Genomic DNA, 17,715 nt, shown 5'->3' with positions numbered 1-17,715 from the left:
TGAATGCAACGGGCAGAATGACAAACCTGTCGTACGAACACTATTCATTTAGTGCGGGCGCTAGGCATTCGGTGCGGACTGGCGCGATTTGAATGGCTTACGCAAAAGATGCACGACTAATGCCACCAGGAATAGCATCGCCTGAATCAGCACAATCGCCGGTCCGGTGGCGGCATCGATATAAAAACTGATAAAGGTGCCGGAAATGGCGGCAACAAGTGACGTTGTCACCGCCACCACCATCATTTTTGGCAGCGTTTTGCACAGCAGAAACGCCGTAATGCCGGGGGTTATCAGCATCGCGACCACCAGTACGACGCCAACGGCCTGCAATGCCGCGACAATGGTCAGCGCCAGCATACACAGCAACGCGTAGTGATAAAAACGCACCGGCAGTCCGACTACTTTCGCCTGCACCGGATCGAAACAGAACAGCATCAGATCTTTGAATTTGATGATAATCGCCAGCGTCACCCCCAGCGCGATAATCAGCGTTTGCAGCATTTCGCTGTCAGTCACGCCCAGCACATTGCCGAACAAAATATGGCTGAGATGCTGCTCGGTATTTACACGGGAAAACAGCACCAGACCGGCGGCAAACATGCCCGAGAAGACAATGCCCATCACCGAATCTTCTTTTACCCGGCAATGTTCTTTGATAAATCCGGTCGCCACCGCGCAAAAAAGCCCGGAGCCAAACGCGCCAATCACCAGCGGGATCCCCGCCAGATAGGCCAGCACCACACCGGGCAGTACCGCGTGCGAAATCGCATCGCCCATCAGCGACCAGCCTTTGAGCACCAGAAAACAGGAAAATATCGCGCAGACAATACTTGTCGCCATCGCGGTCAGCAACGCGCGTTGCATAAAGTCGTAGCTCATCGGCTCCATCAGTACATCAAACCAGGACATCATGCGCGGCTCCGGCGTTTAATACGCAAGTGACTCACCAGCCAGCCGTGTTTTGGCGCGAATAAAAACGCCAGCAAGAAGACTGTGGTTTGCAGACACACGATGACTCCGCCGGTGGCACCATCCAGGTAATAGCTCAGCCATGCACCCGCCGCACTGGTGACTGCGCCGATAATCACTGAAATAATCAGCACATGGGAGAAACGGTCGGAAAGCAGATAGGCGGTTGCACCCGGCGTGATCACCATCGCAATCACTAAAATGGCGCCGACGGTTTGTAACGCCGCCACGCTGCACGCGCTGAAGATAGTGAAGAAAATGATTTTGAGCCGCAGCGGAGAAAGCCCGACCGATACCGCGTGGGCTTCATCGAAAAATACCGCCAGCAGGTCGCGCCAGATAACGCACAGCACCAGCAGGGAAACGCCGACGATAATCTGCACCTGCAAAATATCGGCGTCATCAATACCTAAAATATTGCCGAACAGAATCGACTGCACGTTAACGGATGTCGGATTAAGGGAAACCAGCAACAGCCCGAGCGCAAAGAAGGTCGAGAAGACGAAACCGATAATCGCGTCTTCGCGCAATTTGGTGAAATGACGCAACAACGTCATGGAAAGCGCCGCCAGAATCCCGGTGCCGAACGCGCCGATGGCATAAGGAAAGCCCAGCGCATAGGCTCCCGCCACACCCGGCACTACCGAATGCGACAGCGCATCGCCCATCAGCGACCAGCCTTTGAGCATCAGATACGCCGATAAAAACGCGCACACCGCACCGACACCGGCACTCACCCAGATGGCTTTCACCATGTAATTGTACTGAAACGGCTCCAGCAACAGTTCTGTCATACCGCCCGCCTCACCGGTTCCTGAGGCACTAAATAACCAATATTTCTCAGTGCGCCGCCAAAGGTATTTTCGAGATTCTGATGTGTAAAAGTCGTTTCAAGCGCACCGGCCGCGATAACCGTGCGATTGATCAGCACCACGCGGTCACAGAAATCCGGCACGCTGGCGATGTTATGTGTCGAAACCAAAATCAGATGCCCTTCTTCGCGCAACTGACGCAGGAGTTCAATAATGGCGTTTTCGGTTTTGATATCCACGCCGGTAAACGGCTCGTCAAGCAGCATCACACGCCCCTGCTGCGCCAGCGCACGCGCCAGAAAGACGCGTTTTTTCTGTCCGCCGGAAAGCTCACCAATCTGACGGTGTGCAAGGTCTGTCAGACCGACACGTGCCAGCGCTGACGCCACCTGTTTTTTATCCTCTGCCGACGGGATCCGCAAAAAAGACATTTTGCCGTAGCGCCCCATCATCACCACATCACGCACCAGTACCGGAAAATTCCAGTCCACGTCTTCCGATTGCGGTACGTAAGCGATGAGATTTTGTTTCAGCGCTTTCGCCACGTTCATACCATCCAGCGTCACGCTGCCGTGCGTCGGACGGATGATCCCCATGATGGTTTTAAACAGGGTGGATTTCCCGCTGCCGTTCACGCCGAGCAGCGCGCAAATCGAGCCGCCGCGCAGCGTAAACGAGGCATTTTCAATCGCCGTGTGACCGTTGTTATAGGTCACCGAAATATCATCAACGTTGAGATGCAGCGCGGCGTCACTCATTGTCCGAACCCTTCTGCGATGGTGCCGACGGTGACTTTCAGGAGATCGATATACGTCGGAACCGGCCCGTCAGCTGCTGATAGTGAATCGACATACAGCACGCCGCCGTATTTCGCACCGGTTTCCTTACTGACCTGTTTTGCCGGTTTGTCCGAAATCGTGCTTTCACTGAATACCACCGGGATATTCTGCTGGCGCACCAGATCGATGATTTTTTTCACCTGCTGCGGCGTGCCTTGTTCTTCGGCGTTGATCGGCCACAGATAGGCTTCTTTCAGGTCGTAATCTTTAGCCAGATAACTGAACGCGCCTTCACTGGTCACCAGCCAACGCTGCTCTGCCGGGATTTTTGCCAGCCGCTCACGCAGCGGTGCATCCAGCTGGCTGATTTTTAGCGCGTAATCTTTGGCGTTACGATCATAAATAGCGGCATTTTCGGGGTCGTATTTCACCAGCGCGGCGCGGATATTTTCGACATACACCAGCGCGTTTTTAGCCGACATCCACGCGTGCGGATTCGGATTCCCCAGATACGGCCCTTCCTGAATAGGCAGCGGCATAATGCCGTCCGTCACGGTCACCGAAGGCACATGTTTGATGTTGGCGAAGAAGCGCCCGAACCAGCGTTCGAGATTAAATCCGTTCCACAAAATGAGATCGGCAGATTGCGTTTTCACGATATCCCGCGGCGTGGGCTGGTAATCGTGGATCTCTGCGCCCGGTTTAGTGATCGACTCCACGGTGGCCGCGTCACCGGCGACGTGCTGCGCGATATCCTGGATCACTGTGAAAGTGGTCACCACTTTAAATTTTTTTTTATCCTTGTTCACTGCCGGGTCTGCCGCCTGCGCGCTGCCGGTGATCAGCGCCACAATCATGCCAAGCAGCATCAGCCGCAAGCGGAACGGCGAATGGCTGAATAATTTTAAAATGTCTCGTCCTTTTTCCATGAAAACTCTCCTGTCACTCTGCGCATCAAACGGCGGTTTATTATTCAGATATAGCACAGGCTATACTACATAGCCAAGGCCAAGTTTTCATAAATTGGTAGATATGTGGACTTGGTTTACAATGCGTGCGTTGCTGCGGTGAGCGTGGCTGCGGTGGAAAACCGTTGAGCAAGAAAGAGGCAGGCGTAGTGAAAGATAAAAAAATGAATCCATTACTGGATGTGGAAGAACACGCGCAGGGTTTCTTACAAGTGCGCGAGGCGCATCGCCGGGAATTAATGGATGATTACGTTGAGCTGATTTCAGATCTCATTCACGAATTTGGCGAAGCGCGGCAGGTAGATCTGGCTGCGCGTCTGGGCGTTTCGCAGCCGACGGTGGCGAAGACCCTGAAACGCCTGGCCAATGCCGGACTGGTCCACCAGCTGCCTTATCGCGGAACGTTCCTGACACCGGAAGGTGAGAAACTGGCTGCGGAAAACCGTGAACGCCATAACGTGGTCGAAGCATTCTTCATCGCGCTCGGCATCAGCGCTGAAACGGCCCGTCTGGACGCCGAAGGGGTGGAGCACCACGTCAGCGATGAAACGCTCGAAGCGTTCCGACGTTTTACCGCCTCTGTCAAAGGCGCCTGAAAACCTTTCAGATGCCTTCGTCCGTTGACTCAGAATCCGTGATGTCATACGAGTAAACGCTAAAACGTTTGCTCGTTTTCCCCCTTCAGGCCTCAGCTGTCTGTATCGACATCAGCAGCATCAGTTCAGCAATACTCCCCACATTCAGCTTTTTCAACAGACTTTTCTTCTGCGCACTGATGGTTTTCGGACTGCGGTTCAGCAATGCGCTGATTTCATTGTTGAGCTTTCCCTGCAACAGCAAACTCATCACAGTGCGCTCGCACCGGGTGATTTTGTCCTCCGGTGCGCCAAAACGGGCATTGCGGTGGAAGGTGATATTACGCAACGTGCAGGGAAACCAGGCGTGCCCGAGTTCCGCGGATTCAATCGCGTTGAGCAGTTGTTCCAGCGGAGCCGTTTTGTATACCAGACCCGTTGCGCCTGCCTGCAAACAGATATAAGCGAGGTGCTGATATTTTTGTGCCGTAAAAACAATCACATGAACAGGATAATTCAATGCCATCAGATGACAAACGAGCTGGATACCATTGCTGCCAGGCAGATCAACGTCCAGAATAACCACCTGGGGTTGGTGTTGTGCCGCCATGCTCAGCGCCTGATCTGCGTTTTTTGCCGCATAAATCGTCTCATACCCTTCTCCGGCCAGAAAGGTCTGAACCCCCATATGTGTCAGCGGGTGTGCATCAGCCAGCAAAATTTTCGTCATCACAGGCTCGCCCCGTGTTGAGCTGCGGAGCGGTTCGCCATAATGTCCGAAGGAAACAGCATGTAATTACATTCAATAGCCTCCAGCGCCAGAGAGAGTTTTCGCACATCCATCGGCATTTTAATAAAAGCGTCCAGCGCAAACGGTGAACCGCTGCGTCTGAACGTTTCCGAAACCTTCCACGAAAACCCGATGATGCGGATGTCCTGCGAAAGCGCTCTGACCGCACGAATGAACTCTGTAAAATCCCCTTTATATAAATCGCAATTGACCAGAAGCACATCAGGCATTTCATGAGACAGTGTGGCGCTCGCCAGCGTGAAATCATTCTGGGTAAGGACCTGATACTTTTTTACATCGGCAATAAAGTAAATGCGTGCCAGTGAGTGTTCACGCTTATCAACAACGACTATTTTTTTCATTGCAACACCTTGTCGCGGGGAAGAAGCGGAGAGATTACGCCACAAAGCCTGCCTGCGCTGCATAACGAAGTCTTGATTAATAAGAATAATCTCTTTCCTACGTCGCTGTCGGACACGTCCTGCAAAAAACTGTCAGTAAATCTATGCTGCTGAATTTTTTGGTGACAATTGCTGCCACAGCCTTGTCGTATTTACCCTAATCTCCCGCCAACCTTTTTGCCGCTACAGGTGTATCTTTATCCTCAGGAGTGGTGGGTTTTTATCACTTCGGACATCCGGTCAATGTGCTTCGAGGTCGTTATGAAAAGGCTGTTGTTGTTGATGCTTGCTGCCGGCGCACTGATGTCGGCCAGTTCTGCGTCGTTTGCCTACGGTTATTATGGTCATGGTTACCACGGTCACGGCTATTACGGTCATGGTTATTATCATGGCGGCTATTATCGCGGCTGGTATGGCCCGAACGTGGTTATTGGCATTCCGCCGCCGGTCTATTACGGGCCGCCAGCCGTCGTTTATGCTGCGCCGCCGCAGCCGCAAACTTATGTCGAAAAAACCCCGACTTATGCGTATTACTGCCGTAATCCGGCAGGATATTACCCGCAAGTTCCGGCCTGCCCGCATGGCTGGATGAAAGTGGTCGCAGGCCCACGTTAACAGGCGATAAAAGTCATGAACAGGTTTACTCCGGTGGCGGTTCTCGCCTTAGCCGCGGCCTTATCCGGCTGCGTTTCTCCTCCAACCCGGCCAGATGTGATGGTATTACCCGGCACGGGAAAGGATTATCAACAGTTTCAGATGGATGAAATGTCATGCCGCAATGCAGCCTATGGCAGCGTGAACGGCGGCGCGCAGACCGCCAGTAATAATGCAGCTGGTACCGCTGCGGCAGGAACCGTCGTCGGGGCGGCCGCTGGAGCACTGATCGGCGCAGCGTCGCATCAGGCCGGACCGGGCGCGCTGATTGGCGCAGGCAGTGGGTTGCTGATTGGCAGCGCAATGGGCAGCAATAATGCCGGTGCCAGCAGCGGCGATTTGCAGGATCAATACGATACGGTGTACACGCAATGTATGTACGCCAAAGGCAATAAGGTGCCGGTAGACGCCAGCTACGGTTACAGTTCGGATCAGCCACCGCCATCGGAGGTTCCGCCGGATTACTATCCTGCGCAGCCCGGTAACAGCGGCGTTCCTCCAGACTACGTGCCTTAACATTTTCAGCCCCAAACTAAAAAGGCTGCCGTTTTATGCGGCAGCCTTTTCGTTTTAATAACATTTAACAGCTTAAGCGAAAGGCGCGCGACCGTTGAGCACATCATCAATCACTTTCAGTACGCCCTCATCACGGTTGGATGGCGCTAGGTATTTCGCAGCGGCTTTCGCCGGTGCCGACGCATTTTCCATCGCGAAACCGTAACCGGCATAACTGAGCATTTCCAGATCGTTGCCGCTGTCGCCAAACGTCAGCACTTCATCGTCGCGGATCCCGTAGATTTGCTGGATTTTTTGCAGACCGCAGGCTTTGTGATTTCCGCTGATGATCAGATCCACAGAGCCATGTCCGCTGGTCACCGGCGCCACAATGCCGCCAAGCTTCGCGTTCACTTCACTCATCAGCGGATACACATCGTCTTCCACGTAGCTCAGTGCAAATTTGAAAATCGTATCGTCGATTTCTGCGTACTGATGCACTTTGGTCAGGCGATGATAGTAACGGCGCATGCGGCTGATGAAATCCTCATCGGTGCCATTGAGCACATAAGCCCCTTTGCGACCACAGACAATAGTGTTGATGCCCGGCGTGCGACTTATCCAGTCCAGCACCTGAGTCACCTGTTCAGGTTCAAGCTCGCCGCAGTAAATTTCCTGTTCCTTATCGACCACATACCCGCCGCCTTCTGCGACGTAGGCAATCTGGGTATCGAGGTCATCAAAAAAGGATTTCAGCTGGTAATACTGGTTGCCGCTCGCCACTACAAATTTAATGTCACGTTGCAAAAGTTGCTGATATTGCTCGCGAAAGCGGGCTTTATTGTATTCGTGCTGCGGATTGAGAAACGTTCCATCCATGTCTACGGCGATAAGTTTTACGGCCATTACTGCTCCTTACAGAGTCGGATTCTATATCAATCAGGGTAAAAGATGGCTGGCGGTTTTTACGCGCCAGCTGGCAAATTTGCCACTCAGTTATAAATCATTGGTCTTTGAAAACAATCAATACTTCAGTTTGTATGCGCCAAAGGTGATAACCAGAAACGCCGCCGCAACCGCTGAAAATGCAACATACAGACTGGAAAGATGGGCAATAAAGCCGATCAGTGCCGGACCACCCAGCACACCGAGATAGCCGAGCGTAGCCACCATCGCCACCGCCATATTCACCGGCATGACTTTTTCCTGACCGGCCAGCGTAATCAGCACCGGCACAATATTCGCCGCGCCAATACCTACCAGTGCAAATCCGCACAATGGCAGGATCCAGCCAGGCAACAGCACCACCATCAGATAACCGGCGATACCTAAAATGCCGCCGATGATCAGAATGCGTTTGCGCCCCAGCGCGCTGACAATCGCATCACCGGTCAGGCGCATCAGCGACATTGCCACGGCAAAGACCGCAAAGCCCCAGCCCGCATGTTCCAGCGCCAGACCGCGATCTTGCGTCAGGAATACGCCGCCCCAGTCCAGCACCGCGCCTTCGGCCATAAAACAAATCATCGCCATTACGGCCATCAGTATCAGGCGGAAATTCGGTCTGGCTTTCGGCTGCCCTTCTGCCGGTTCTTCATGCGCCCCGAACGGCAACATTCCGCGCCAGGAATACGCCGTCAGCGCGACGACCAGCACGACGGCGAAAAATGTACTGCCGAGCGGCGTGATCCCGGCGCTGAGCAGCAACGCACCGCCCCCCGCTCCGGCGATCCCGCCCACGCTCCACAGGCAGTGAAACCCGGACATCAGCGGTTTATCCGCCGCCTGCTCCACCAATGTGCCCTGCACGTTGACGGCCACATCAGCCAGCCCGATCCCCATGCCGAAGATAAACAGGCTGAGCGCCAGCAGCCAGATGTCGCTGAATACGGCCAGAAGCGGCAGCATCAGGCAATACAAAATGACCGCCGCGACAATCACCACACGGCAGCCGAACTTGCCGATAATCCTCCCGGAGCCCAGCATCGACAGCAGTGAACCGGCACCGAGACACAGCAGCAGTAACCCGAGATCGCCCGCCTCTGAATGCGTGCGCAGCCGGGCATAAGGAACCAGCGCCGCCCACAGCCCCATCGCCATACCGGTGACAAAAAATATCGCCCGCGTGGCGACGCGCCGGACGGGACTTCCGGCATGAATACCGGTGCGCTCTATTTCAGATGACAGTGACATCAGGTTCTCCCGCGAGGTGACTTAGTTATTAAAAGTCTTTTAATAAGTCCGCAGTATAAGGGCGCATAAAACAAAGTCAACCGGCGTTATGAAGGTCCGCCTGAAAAACGGAATCTGTCCTCCGCGATGTCTGAACAGACCATGGCAATTAAGAAAGGAATGGCATTTACAGGGGATGAAAATGAGAACGGTGCGGAAGTAAATCCCGCACCGGGGAGCACGTTCAGGCTTGGTTATTTTTTAAATAAACATCGACTTCGGCTGCTGTGGGAATCGCGTCAATGGCGCCAAAGCGCGTGCAGGTTAATGCGCCGCAGATATTGGCCCAGCGTACGGCATGAAGGAATTGCTGCTGGTCATCTAAACCGCAATCCTGCCGGACGAGCTGTTGTAACAGCGCGCCTATAAACGCATCACCCGCCCCTGTGGAGTCAACGCAATCAACGCAGATCGACGGGACGAGCTGTTGCATGCCTGCTTTATGACTGACCCATGTCCCTTGATTGCCGCAAGTCACGGTGACATAGCTGACGCCTGCGTCATGTAACCAACGACAGCCTGCTTCCTTCGACTTGGTGTTGCTGATGAAATACAGCTCCTCTTCACTGACTTTGACAATATCAGCCTCGCGAAACCATGGTTTACAGCGGGTAATAAATTCCTGCGGATTGTGTCCCCATAATCCATCCCGATAGTTTGGATCGAATGAGATCAACAGGTTGCGCTGCCTGGCTTCCCGCAGAAGACGCTGGCAAGTTACATAGAGTTCACCATCGAGCAAACCTGTGGCGGCACCAAAATGAACAATGCCCGTATCATCCAGAAAGTCGGAAGGAATGTCCTGCCATGCCAGCTCACCATCAGCGCCACGATGAAAGCTAAAATCCCGCTCGCCATCACTTTGCAGGGCAACAAACGCCAGCGTTGTTGATGTTGCACTGCGTCTTAGCCCGGAAAGCTCAATGCCCTGCGTCGCCAGTGTCTGAATGAGAAAATTGCCAAAGGGATCGTCACCCACTTTTGCTGCCAGTTTTGCCTGCCCACCGCTACGATTGATAGCGGTGGCAACGTTAGCGGGTGCGCCCCCCGCTTTTTTGAGAAAGTTTGTGCCATCCTTCAGACCAACACCAATATCAGTGCAGACAAAATCAATTAACAGCTCGCCAATACAGGCAATTTTAGGGCGACGCATTAACGCGCTCCTCCCGCAGGCATACCCGGAACAGGAATGGCTCTGAAGGCATTGGCTGTCTTATCCATAACCACCTGTGAATCACTTCCCGAATCAAGAATGGTATTTTGTTTTGACTCTGCTTCTATGAGTACATTTGTCACGTTAAGCGCTTCCAGCCCGGCGGTAGCCAGTAAAGCGCCTACCTGGGTCGAGAAACAGGAACCTGTTGTCGCGGTGGGTAATTGCGTTGTTTCGGTTGTGGCAACAATATGATTGTCAGAAATATAATTCCCCACTCCCGCAACAATATGGATTATTACCGGCGTTGCATCCGCTGGCGTAATATATTGCGTATCTATGGATTCTGAAATGTGATTGGCAATAACAGAGTTATTATCGCCATTGATATACAGCAGGCCATACAAATCATCTAACCCGTTATTATAGGCTTGCATGGGTGCCCAGGGTTCGCGTTCGCGGAAGAAATGGTTTGCAGATACAAGATTTTCCGCACTGCCATCTTCCAGCACCAGCATTCCCGGATAAAATGCATGGAATCTATTGCTGGAGATTGAGGAGCGCACTACGCCAGAAAAATGCACACAGCTTTTGCCGCGCGGGAAAATATTATTTGCCGTAATTAACAGCCCGCCAAAATTTTGTGCATAGATAGAATATCCGCGATATCCGGCACCGATCAGGTTATCGGTTATTTTCGAGGCCTGGCCGGAGTCACGTAATTCAATGCAGTTACCACATTCAGCGATAAAATTGTCATGTATCGATAGCGCATCGGCATTATACACCGTCACGCCATGCTCCAGATAAACGAATCCCATGCCCGAGATACGAAATGAATCCTGAGCGCTGGCAATATAAATACCTGTTTTACCGTTGAGATAGCTATTTTCCGGATCGTCACTGCCTGAACCGTCATCCACAAAGTGTAAGCCATCAATGCAAAAGTCACTAAATTCAACGGAACTTATACGTGGATCACCGCTGCGTGCAACATAAAACGCAGCACCAGTATATTCCTCTGCGTCATCTTGCGCAGTCATATCGACAAGAATACGACTGCCGCCCGGCCACAATTCGTGCCAGTTTGGCCATTCACTCTGCGGAGTATTATAACGAATACTTGAAGAGGTAAAGCCATGTCCTGAGCCGACGATCTGCAGATAGCTAATATCTATCACAATTTGGGTGAGAAGATGATAATCACCTGGCGGAATATAGATGACAGCACCGGGTTTACCCCCTTCATTATCATCTGTTTCGGTTTGCCGGCTTTTAATATCCGCGATGATGCTATTAATGACCTCGCCAATATCCTGATATGGATTGCCGATATTCCACTCAGTGACATCGTAATAGTTGTTACTCGCCATTTATTAAATCCTTCTGTGAAATAGACTGAAGCTAATTAACATTATTGCTATGCATAAGTTGCGCGATATTGGGTGAGTATGGCTGAGGCTCCGTGCAGATGTACCCGATGCAGTTTGCTGTTTGAGTAATAACGTCGCGTACCGCACACACTGCCGTGATGGGCAAAGACTTCAATAATCCCGGCATCGAAACAGAGCGTCACATCATCTGCAGCGCCGAGCGGCGCATGGTAACGTCCGTCATCCAGGCCAATTTCACACAGCGTCAGTTTTTCGCCGTCATGTTGCAGGCTAATCTGCTGACCACTGTCGCCGGTTAACGTCAGACGAAAATCACCGGTGGGCGCAAAAGTGATAACACAACTCTTGCTTCCCTCAGCACAGCACCAGGGAATGTTGTCACTCAGCATTTCTTTGCTTATAAGGAGTGATTCGGGCGGCAATACCGGTGTCATGCACAGTTGCTGTTGGGGATCCAGATGAAAGCGCCGTGGTAGTGACATTTCGCCACAATACGCTGAAGCGATATTTTTCTGTGTCGCCCAGTTGTATAACCACGCAAACCCCGTCCGGCTCTCGCTTTCGCCCCAGGTCTGCAGAGCGTAGAAATCGGTGCCAAAATCCAGCATCTGCAAAGGTCGCGCTGAGGGCGTGAAATAGCCGTGCCGGAAATCACCCGTTTGTGCAAATAACAGATTATGTCGCCCGGTTGTCGGCTCTGTGTAGCCGACGATACCGATAATTAATATCCAGGTGCCGTCGAGGCAGAAGAAATCCGGGCATTCGACGCAGCGGCCACCATTTTCGCGAAAGTATGAGGGGGCGGTATACAGCACATGATGAAATTGCCAATCCTCACTGTCGTCAGAGTGAAATAACAGCATGGCCGGACTGCCGTTGACTGATGCACCGAGGATCATATAAAAGGTGGCATCAGCCTCCTCGAACCAGACTTTCGGATCGCGAAAATCACAATCGACACCCGGAGGCAGCTCCGTTAATACGGTTTTCACGAGCGCCGGTTTGTCGTAACTATCTTGCGGCACGACCATTTTCTGTATCTCACGGTAGCCGCGATAGAGATCGTAAGCAGGCAGGCGTTCGGTATACCAGAAACGGGTTTGCCCCTGAGCATCAATGAAGGCGCTGCCAGAGAATGCTCCCCCGGTGGCTTCCAGTGCGGCTAAATTTTGCTCCGGCTGGAGGAAGACCGGATAGTGACGCCAGTGGTAAAGATCCTTACTCACTGCATGGTTCCAGTGCATAGGCCCCCATTGAGTGCTATGTGGATGATACTGATAAAACAGGTGCCACTCGTCGCCTTTACGGTGCAGACCGTTAGGATCATTCATCCACCCCGTGCGCGGAGAAAAATGCAGCGCCGGGCGTAAGTCTTCCTGCTGGTACCACCTGGCTATGTCGCGCTCATTTCTCAGACACAGGTCATTGTCTTCGATATCGATAAAGCTGACCCCTTTCAGGGGCAGAGAGTCCGGATGCCAGGTGTAGCAAAGCGAAATTTCGCTATGCTCCGGCAACCATTCCAGGCAGGCCACACCATCCTGCCATGCAGTCCAGGTAAAATACTGGTAATAACGCGGGGCCATTTTGATTTTGAAATCTACCCCGTTTTCCATACGGATGGAAAATAAGGGCTGATTGGCAGGCTTTGTTTCTTTTAGCCATAAATCTATACGCTGGCCTGGCTTGACATTAATGGACAGGGACATCTTTACACTCCTGCGATGGGGCAGAACCATTTTCCAGTTCGCGTTTGGCGAGATCGACTTTTATTTTTTCGAGAAAGCTATCATTGAGTTTGAAGTAGCGCACTATAAATGCACTGATAAAATAACTCACCATCGGCAGCAACGAGAACATAATAATAATGCCCTGTAGGGTCTGCTCATTTTGCTGTGGCTTATTGGCGATATAGCCGGTATATGACAATATCCAGGCGACGATTGCCCCGGCCACCGCCAGCCCCATTTTCAGCATAAACAGATTACCTGCAAAAGAAATACCCGTCAGACGTTTGCCGAATTTCCAGTCACCGTAATCGTCAACGTCGGACATCATGGCCCAGAGAATCGGTCCGGACTGTATTAAATGCAGAATGTTAATGATCACAAACAACGTGAGTAATGGCGTCAGGGATTTCGGATCGACAAACCACAGTGCGAAAGAGAGAATGCCGAGAATAATATTAATGATACGGAACAGCTTAATCTTATCAAAGCGGTCAGTGAGTGGTTTGGCTATTACACTACCCAACATATTGCAGGCCACACCGAGCGCCATAAATAAGGTGATAAATCCAACAGAAGCTTTCATCACGTAGGTGGCGTAATAAATAGTCACCGCACCGCGAATAAATGCGGGAAAAACGTTAAGAAAGGTAATCGAAATCATCAATAACCATTGGTCATTTTTGGCGATATCTTTCAGATCCTTCTTTAACGAATCGCTGGGCTTAAACGAAACAACTCGCTCTTTTATACTGGAAAAACAGAACAGGAACATGAGTGTCGCAGCACCACCCATGATCATCATCGTCAGCTGAAAACCGGATGCCCGATTTCCGTTACCCAGCCAGTCGGTTAACGGCAAAATGGAGGAAGAAACAATCAGCGTTGCCAGGCCATTTAGAAAGAAACGCCACGACAAACAACCCAGGCGCTCTTTTTGGTTCAGCGTAATCACGCCCGCTACTGAACAATAGGGAATGTTAATAGCAGTGTAAATCAACGACATAATCAGATAAGTCACCCAAGCATAAATAATTTTTCCGCTCATACTCAGGTCAGGTGTGGTGAACATCAATACGGCACCGAGACCAAATGGCAGAGCCATCCACAACAGCCAGGGGCGAAATTTCCCCCAACGACTTTGTGTGCGGTCGCAAATCGCCCCCATGATGGGATCGCTGAAGGCATCAAAAATACGGATCACCAGAAACAATGTCCCTACGACTCCGGGAGCTAACCCGTAGACATCGGTATAAAACCATGTCAGATACAGCGCCAGCACGCTCCAGATCATGCAGGACCCGGCGTCACCCATTCCGTAACCGATCTTTTCTTTCAGGCGCAGTTTTCCGTAAGCGCTTGGCTTTTCTATTGCAGTTGCAGACATAAGTTCGCCTCAATAATGTGCAGCCATACAATTAAACGCTGGTTATTACCACCAGTGCCGATATCGATAATAGAGAAGAATGTTATTCATTCTTCCAATAATGCTAATAGGATACTACTGAAATTAAAGAGTTGTAATATTAATAGGGATACTGCTCTCGCGTATAATTAAACGGGTGATAATTTCATGCATTTCTATGCTGCCTTTATTATTTTCATTATTAACCATCTGAAATGCCAGGTTTGCAATTTCTTTTATTGGTTGTGCAACACTGGTGATCCGTTTGGTTTGTGCCAGTAAGGTGTTATCAAAACTGGCGATTGCAATATACTTAGGCACATCGACACCTTTTTCTTTTAATCCGTCGATAACATAACTGGCAGCAACATCATTATAAACCCAGAGGCATGAGCACTCCTTTCGACGAGTTGCTAGTTTTTCGATAATTTCGTCAAGTATGCTGATATGCCCCGATGTTTTTTCTCCCTCTCCTTTAGCTATCCAGAACTGATTATCTTTATTGAAAGCCAGTCCCTGACCGGTGATCTTTTTACTCCAGGCGGACACTTTACGATTATCTACGGACTCCTGTGCAATAAACCCAAATGTCGTATGCCCTGTTTGTATAAAGTGCTCCGCAATACTTTCCGCGCCTTTACTCTGGTTAATAGAAACGGAATTAAAAAAACGTGAAACTTGCGTGACCACTGCGACCGGAATATTGGTAACGGTTAACCACTCAGCAAGTTCGGCCTCTGCCTCTGTCGGCACCCACAGCAAACTGTCTATCCCCATACCAATTAAGGTATGGATTATTTGCTTATCCTGCTGAGGCTGATTCTGGTGTGTTTTAACAATCACCGATTTTCCAATGTACCTTGCCTCCTCCTCAAATGTCGCCAGTAACTCGCAAAAGTGAGGGTTAACAAGGTTTGGCACAACCACGGCAATCAGCCCGGAACATTTACCACTCAGCTGAAACGCACTCTTACTTGGCACATAACACAGGTAATCCATTGCATCACGTACTGCTTTGCGTGTTTCGGGTATCACGCTGGGGTGGTTATTCAGTACCCGAGATACAGTAGCAGTAGAGACTCCCGCTTTTTTTGCTACGTCTTTAATCGATGCCATGATGATGATGCGTTGCGCTGCTTAATGATGATGTCACTATAAATTGTGATGAAGATCAAAAATGTAAGCCAGTTCACATGTTGTTGCGTTACATGAATCTCTGCTTTTTCGCTCAATTTAAGCTGCATCAGCCATTGCTGAACAACTTACGTGGGTAAATCACAGAATTGAACGCCCGGCATAAATAGTCGGTACAAAAAACAGGCCTGGCGCAGGATATTTCCGTTTTCCGGCGGCTCTTTATTCACCAAATGCGATGTGCAGATTGTAATTGCTGAGCGTCAGTTCAGTAATGCCTTGCAGATAATCCTGGCGCATCGACGGACGGTAAGTCAGCCGCGGCATATGTTGCGCGGGAATGTGCCGCTGACAAAGTTTCGTCAGTTCAGGCAGCAGCGCTTCGCTGATTTTCGGGCCGGAAAGCGCAATGGTGGCCGGATTGATAATCGCGGTCAGCGAGACAATCACCTTCGCCATTTCTTCGGCGACCGGCAGCTTATCCAGTCCTTCAAACGGCAGGTTTGAAACCTCCCCGGCAAACTGGCTGGCACCTTGCAATACCTGACCATTAATCACCATGCCACAGCCCAGACAAGGCACCTCTGGTTTAAAGAGATACGCCACCGGTGCAGTGATGTCCGCGCAACTGCTGCGGTAAAAACCCCACGCGGTGTAATTCATGTCGTTATCCGCCTGCACATAAATCCCGAACTGTTCGCGCAGTTGCTGCTCCACCGTCACACCGGCAAATACGCTGATATCGCAGGTCGCGACGGTTCCCTTCACCACCACACCCGGCAGACCAATGCCCAGTGCCTTGATATTCGGATAACCGGCGATCAGGCTGCCAATTTGCTGGTAAAACGTCGCCAGCGCCAGCGGTAAAAAGCGGATTTCACCGTGCGCCAGACTTTCACCGGTCGCTGAGTTTACTGACCAGACAATCTGCGCGGCGGCGTCACTGCCCTGCGCGTAAATGCTAAGCACTGAGAAATAATCGGGGTTATACGCATAGCGTTGCGCCGGTCGTCCGCCGCGTGACACTTCCAGCTCCAGCGCCAGCACTTCCCGCCGCTGGCTCAGATCATTGAGCACTGCGCCGCAGGTGGCGATACTCAGGCCGGTGGCACCCGCCAGTTCCGCTTTCGTCGCCGACCCCAGTGATTTCAATGCATTCGTCACCAGCACGACGTTATTTATTTTCATTTCACGGGTAGTACGGCTTGAAGGGATGATCATGGTGCCTCGGGAATGCGGGTAAGAATTGGGGGTAATCTAGCACAAAGTGGAATTGATAAGAGCGTCCGGTTACGCCATGTTCAGCACAAGCCTGCCCAGCTCAGTTTCTGCCACACCTTCGTGATGCCCGTCAGTGAAACAGGCGCCGGTCACCGGTTCGCGGAGATCCGGAAAATGATACACCGCGTTCACGCACGACGGTCCGCCACCTGAATGACCGACTGAGCGCCCTGCTGTTCCCATCGGACCGCTCATCAGCCCGAGCGCATAACCGCATTCTGTCCACGGGCGTCCTTCAAGGGCACCGCCCAGCGGGATTGTCACCTGCATTTCAGCCATTGACGCGGCACTCAGCAGTTTGCCGGTGAATAATCCGTGCAACAGTCTGGCCGCATCCCGCACATTTCCCGCCAGACAGCCGTGATACACCCAGCCTGGCGGGTATTTCCCGGCGGCTTCACAGTGAAGTTGTGCGAATTCCTCACGCGTGGTGACAGGCGCGATGCTGGTCAGCCTGAGCGGTGTCGTAATGATGTCCGCCACCAGCTTTGCAAAACTCAGGCCTGACGCGGCTTCAATGTGTTCACGTGCCAGCATGTAGCCGATATTGGAATAAGCCCACCCCGCGCCCGGCGCAAACAGCATGCCTCTGGCCAAAGCGGCACTGAGTAATTTTTCGCGCGGCCAGGGATTTTCTCCCGCGGCGACGGCTTCGTGATAGGTTTTCAGTGCGCCGTAATCCGGCAAACCGGCGGTGTGGTTGAGCAATTGTCGCAGCGTGTAAGCCTCGCCATCAATACAGTTATTCAAATCCACATTTCCATTTTCACTGAGTTTCAGCGCGCAAATTGCAATCGCTGTTTTCGTGAAGCTCCAGTAAGGAAAACGGGCTTGCATATCGCCTTCTGACCTTTCTTCGCCGGAGGCTGAAATACAATACGAATGGAAATTCTGCATGGCGAACCTCATCACATCAAAGAAAACGGGCGCTGTTTAAAGCGCC

General features: G+C 51.6%; 18 protein-coding genes. 3 read left to right on the top strand and 15 right to left on the bottom strand.

Annotated elements, in window-relative coordinates:
- Positions 1-60: 60 nt before the first annotated feature.
- Genes D6C13_RS14180 through D6C13_RS14165 form a run of 4 tightly spaced genes read right to left on the bottom strand, consistent with a single transcriptional unit; the run spans position 61 to position 3,492 of the window.
- A complete protein-coding gene (locus D6C13_RS14180) occupies positions 61-915 on the bottom strand; it encodes a metal ABC transporter permease (RefSeq protein ID WP_120133369.1) in 855 nt (284 codons plus the stop codon).
- Positions 912-1,766, bottom strand: coding sequence for a metal ABC transporter permease (locus D6C13_RS14175; protein WP_120133368.1), 855 nt, complete (start codon positions 1,764-1,766; stop codon positions 912-914). Before D6C13_RS14175 ends, D6C13_RS14180 begins: the two co-directional genes overlap by 4 nt.
- Positions 1,763-2,542 (bottom strand): ATP-binding cassette domain-containing protein, encoded by a 780-nt coding sequence (locus D6C13_RS14170; protein WP_120133367.1) that lies wholly within the window; start codon positions 2,540-2,542, stop codon positions 1,763-1,765. Before D6C13_RS14170 ends, D6C13_RS14175 begins: the two co-directional genes overlap by 4 nt.
- Positions 2,539-3,492, bottom strand: a complete 954-nt coding sequence (locus D6C13_RS14165) for a metal ABC transporter substrate-binding protein (RefSeq protein ID WP_120133366.1) — start codon at positions 3,490-3,492, stop codon at positions 2,539-2,541. The genes D6C13_RS14170 and D6C13_RS14165 overlap by 4 nt, the downstream gene beginning before the upstream one ends.
- A 188-nt stretch (positions 3,493-3,680) precedes the next feature.
- Here D6C13_RS14165 and mntR point away from each other — a divergent pair, with 188 nt between their 5' ends.
- Positions 3,681-4,127 carry a manganese-binding transcriptional regulator MntR gene (gene mntR, locus D6C13_RS14160; RefSeq protein ID WP_120133365.1) on the top strand — a complete coding sequence of 149 codons (447 nt, stop codon included), beginning with the start codon at positions 3,681-3,683 and terminating at the stop codon, positions 4,125-4,127.
- An 85-nt stretch (positions 4,128-4,212) separates the two neighbouring features.
- Here the strand turns inward: mntR and D6C13_RS14155 are convergent, their stop codons facing one another.
- Together D6C13_RS14155 and D6C13_RS14150 are read right to left on the bottom strand one after the other, a co-directional pair.
- Positions 4,213-4,836: a response regulator transcription factor gene (locus tag D6C13_RS14155; RefSeq protein WP_120133364.1), complete on the bottom strand. Its 624-nt coding sequence runs from the start codon at positions 4,834-4,836 to the stop codon at positions 4,213-4,215.
- Positions 4,836-5,258 carry a response regulator transcription factor gene (locus D6C13_RS14150; RefSeq protein WP_120133363.1) on the bottom strand — a complete coding sequence of 141 codons (423 nt, stop codon included), beginning with the start codon at positions 5,256-5,258 and terminating at the stop codon, positions 4,836-4,838. The genes D6C13_RS14155 and D6C13_RS14150 overlap by 1 nt, the downstream gene beginning before the upstream one ends.
- Positions 5,259-5,558: 300 nt before the next feature.
- On the opposite strand from D6C13_RS14150, the gene D6C13_RS14145 reads away from it, so the two are divergent.
- Together D6C13_RS14145 and D6C13_RS14140 are read left to right on the top strand one after the other, a co-directional pair.
- Positions 5,559-5,912, top strand: coding sequence for a hypothetical protein (locus tag D6C13_RS14145; RefSeq protein WP_120133416.1), 354 nt, complete (start codon positions 5,559-5,561; stop codon positions 5,910-5,912).
- Between the two features lie 15 nt (positions 5,913-5,927).
- The gene (locus tag D6C13_RS14140; RefSeq protein WP_120133362.1) at positions 5,928-6,467 is read left to right on the top strand and encodes a glycine zipper family protein; all 540 of its coding nucleotides are present in this window, start codon (positions 5,928-5,930) and stop codon (positions 6,465-6,467) included.
- Between the two features lie 72 nt (positions 6,468-6,539).
- Here D6C13_RS14140 and D6C13_RS14135 read toward each other — a convergent pair whose 3' ends face one another.
- The 9 genes from D6C13_RS14135 to D6C13_RS14095 form a co-directional block, all read right to left on the bottom strand.
- A complete protein-coding gene (locus D6C13_RS14135) occupies positions 6,540-7,352 on the bottom strand; it encodes a Cof-type HAD-IIB family hydrolase (protein ID WP_120133361.1) in 813 nt (270 codons plus the stop codon).
- 117 nt (positions 7,353-7,469) lie between these two features.
- Complete coding sequence (locus D6C13_RS14130; RefSeq protein WP_120133360.1) at positions 7,470-8,639, bottom strand: MFS transporter; 1,170 nt, start codon at positions 8,637-8,639, stop codon at positions 7,470-7,472.
- 223 nt (positions 8,640-8,862) lie between these two features.
- Positions 8,863-9,831, bottom strand: a complete 969-nt coding sequence (locus tag D6C13_RS14125; RefSeq protein ID WP_120133359.1) for a carbohydrate kinase family protein — start codon at positions 9,829-9,831, stop codon at positions 8,863-8,865.
- A complete protein-coding gene (locus D6C13_RS14120) occupies positions 9,831-11,204 on the bottom strand; it encodes a NosD domain-containing protein (protein WP_120133358.1) in 1,374 nt (457 codons plus the stop codon). The genes D6C13_RS14125 and D6C13_RS14120 overlap by 1 nt, the downstream gene beginning before the upstream one ends.
- A 47-nt stretch (positions 11,205-11,251) precedes the next feature.
- Entirely contained in the window at positions 11,252-12,934 is a 1,683-nt protein-coding gene (locus tag D6C13_RS14115) for a glycoside hydrolase family 32 protein (protein WP_120133357.1), read from the bottom strand.
- Positions 12,918-14,339 (bottom strand): glycoside-pentoside-hexuronide (GPH):cation symporter, encoded by a 1,422-nt coding sequence (locus D6C13_RS14110; protein WP_120133356.1) that lies wholly within the window; start codon positions 14,337-14,339, stop codon positions 12,918-12,920. The genes D6C13_RS14115 and D6C13_RS14110 overlap by 17 nt, the downstream gene beginning before the upstream one ends.
- 123 nt (positions 14,340-14,462) lie before the next feature.
- The gene (locus D6C13_RS14105) at positions 14,463-15,473 is read right to left on the bottom strand and encodes a LacI family DNA-binding transcriptional regulator (protein ID WP_120133355.1); all 1,011 of its coding nucleotides are present in this window, start codon (positions 15,471-15,473) and stop codon (positions 14,463-14,465) included.
- A gap of 240 nt (positions 15,474-15,713) precedes the next feature.
- Positions 15,714-16,712: an ROK family protein gene (locus D6C13_RS14100; RefSeq protein WP_120133354.1), complete on the bottom strand. Its 999-nt coding sequence runs from the start codon at positions 16,710-16,712 to the stop codon at positions 15,714-15,716.
- A 69-nt stretch (positions 16,713-16,781) separates the two neighbouring features.
- Positions 16,782-17,609, bottom strand: coding sequence for a serine hydrolase domain-containing protein (locus D6C13_RS14095; protein WP_244212695.1), 828 nt, complete (start codon positions 17,607-17,609; stop codon positions 16,782-16,784).
- Between the last annotated feature and the right edge of the window lie 106 nt (positions 17,610-17,715).

Origin of the sequence: Rahnella woolbedingensis (assembly GCF_003602095.1) — a bacterium.
Classification (GTDB): domain Bacteria; phylum Pseudomonadota; class Gammaproteobacteria; order Enterobacterales; family Enterobacteriaceae; genus Rahnella; species Rahnella woolbedingensis.
The sequence above is the reverse complement of the archived record's forward strand: the minus strand, read 5'-3'. Positions and strand labels throughout refer to the sequence as shown.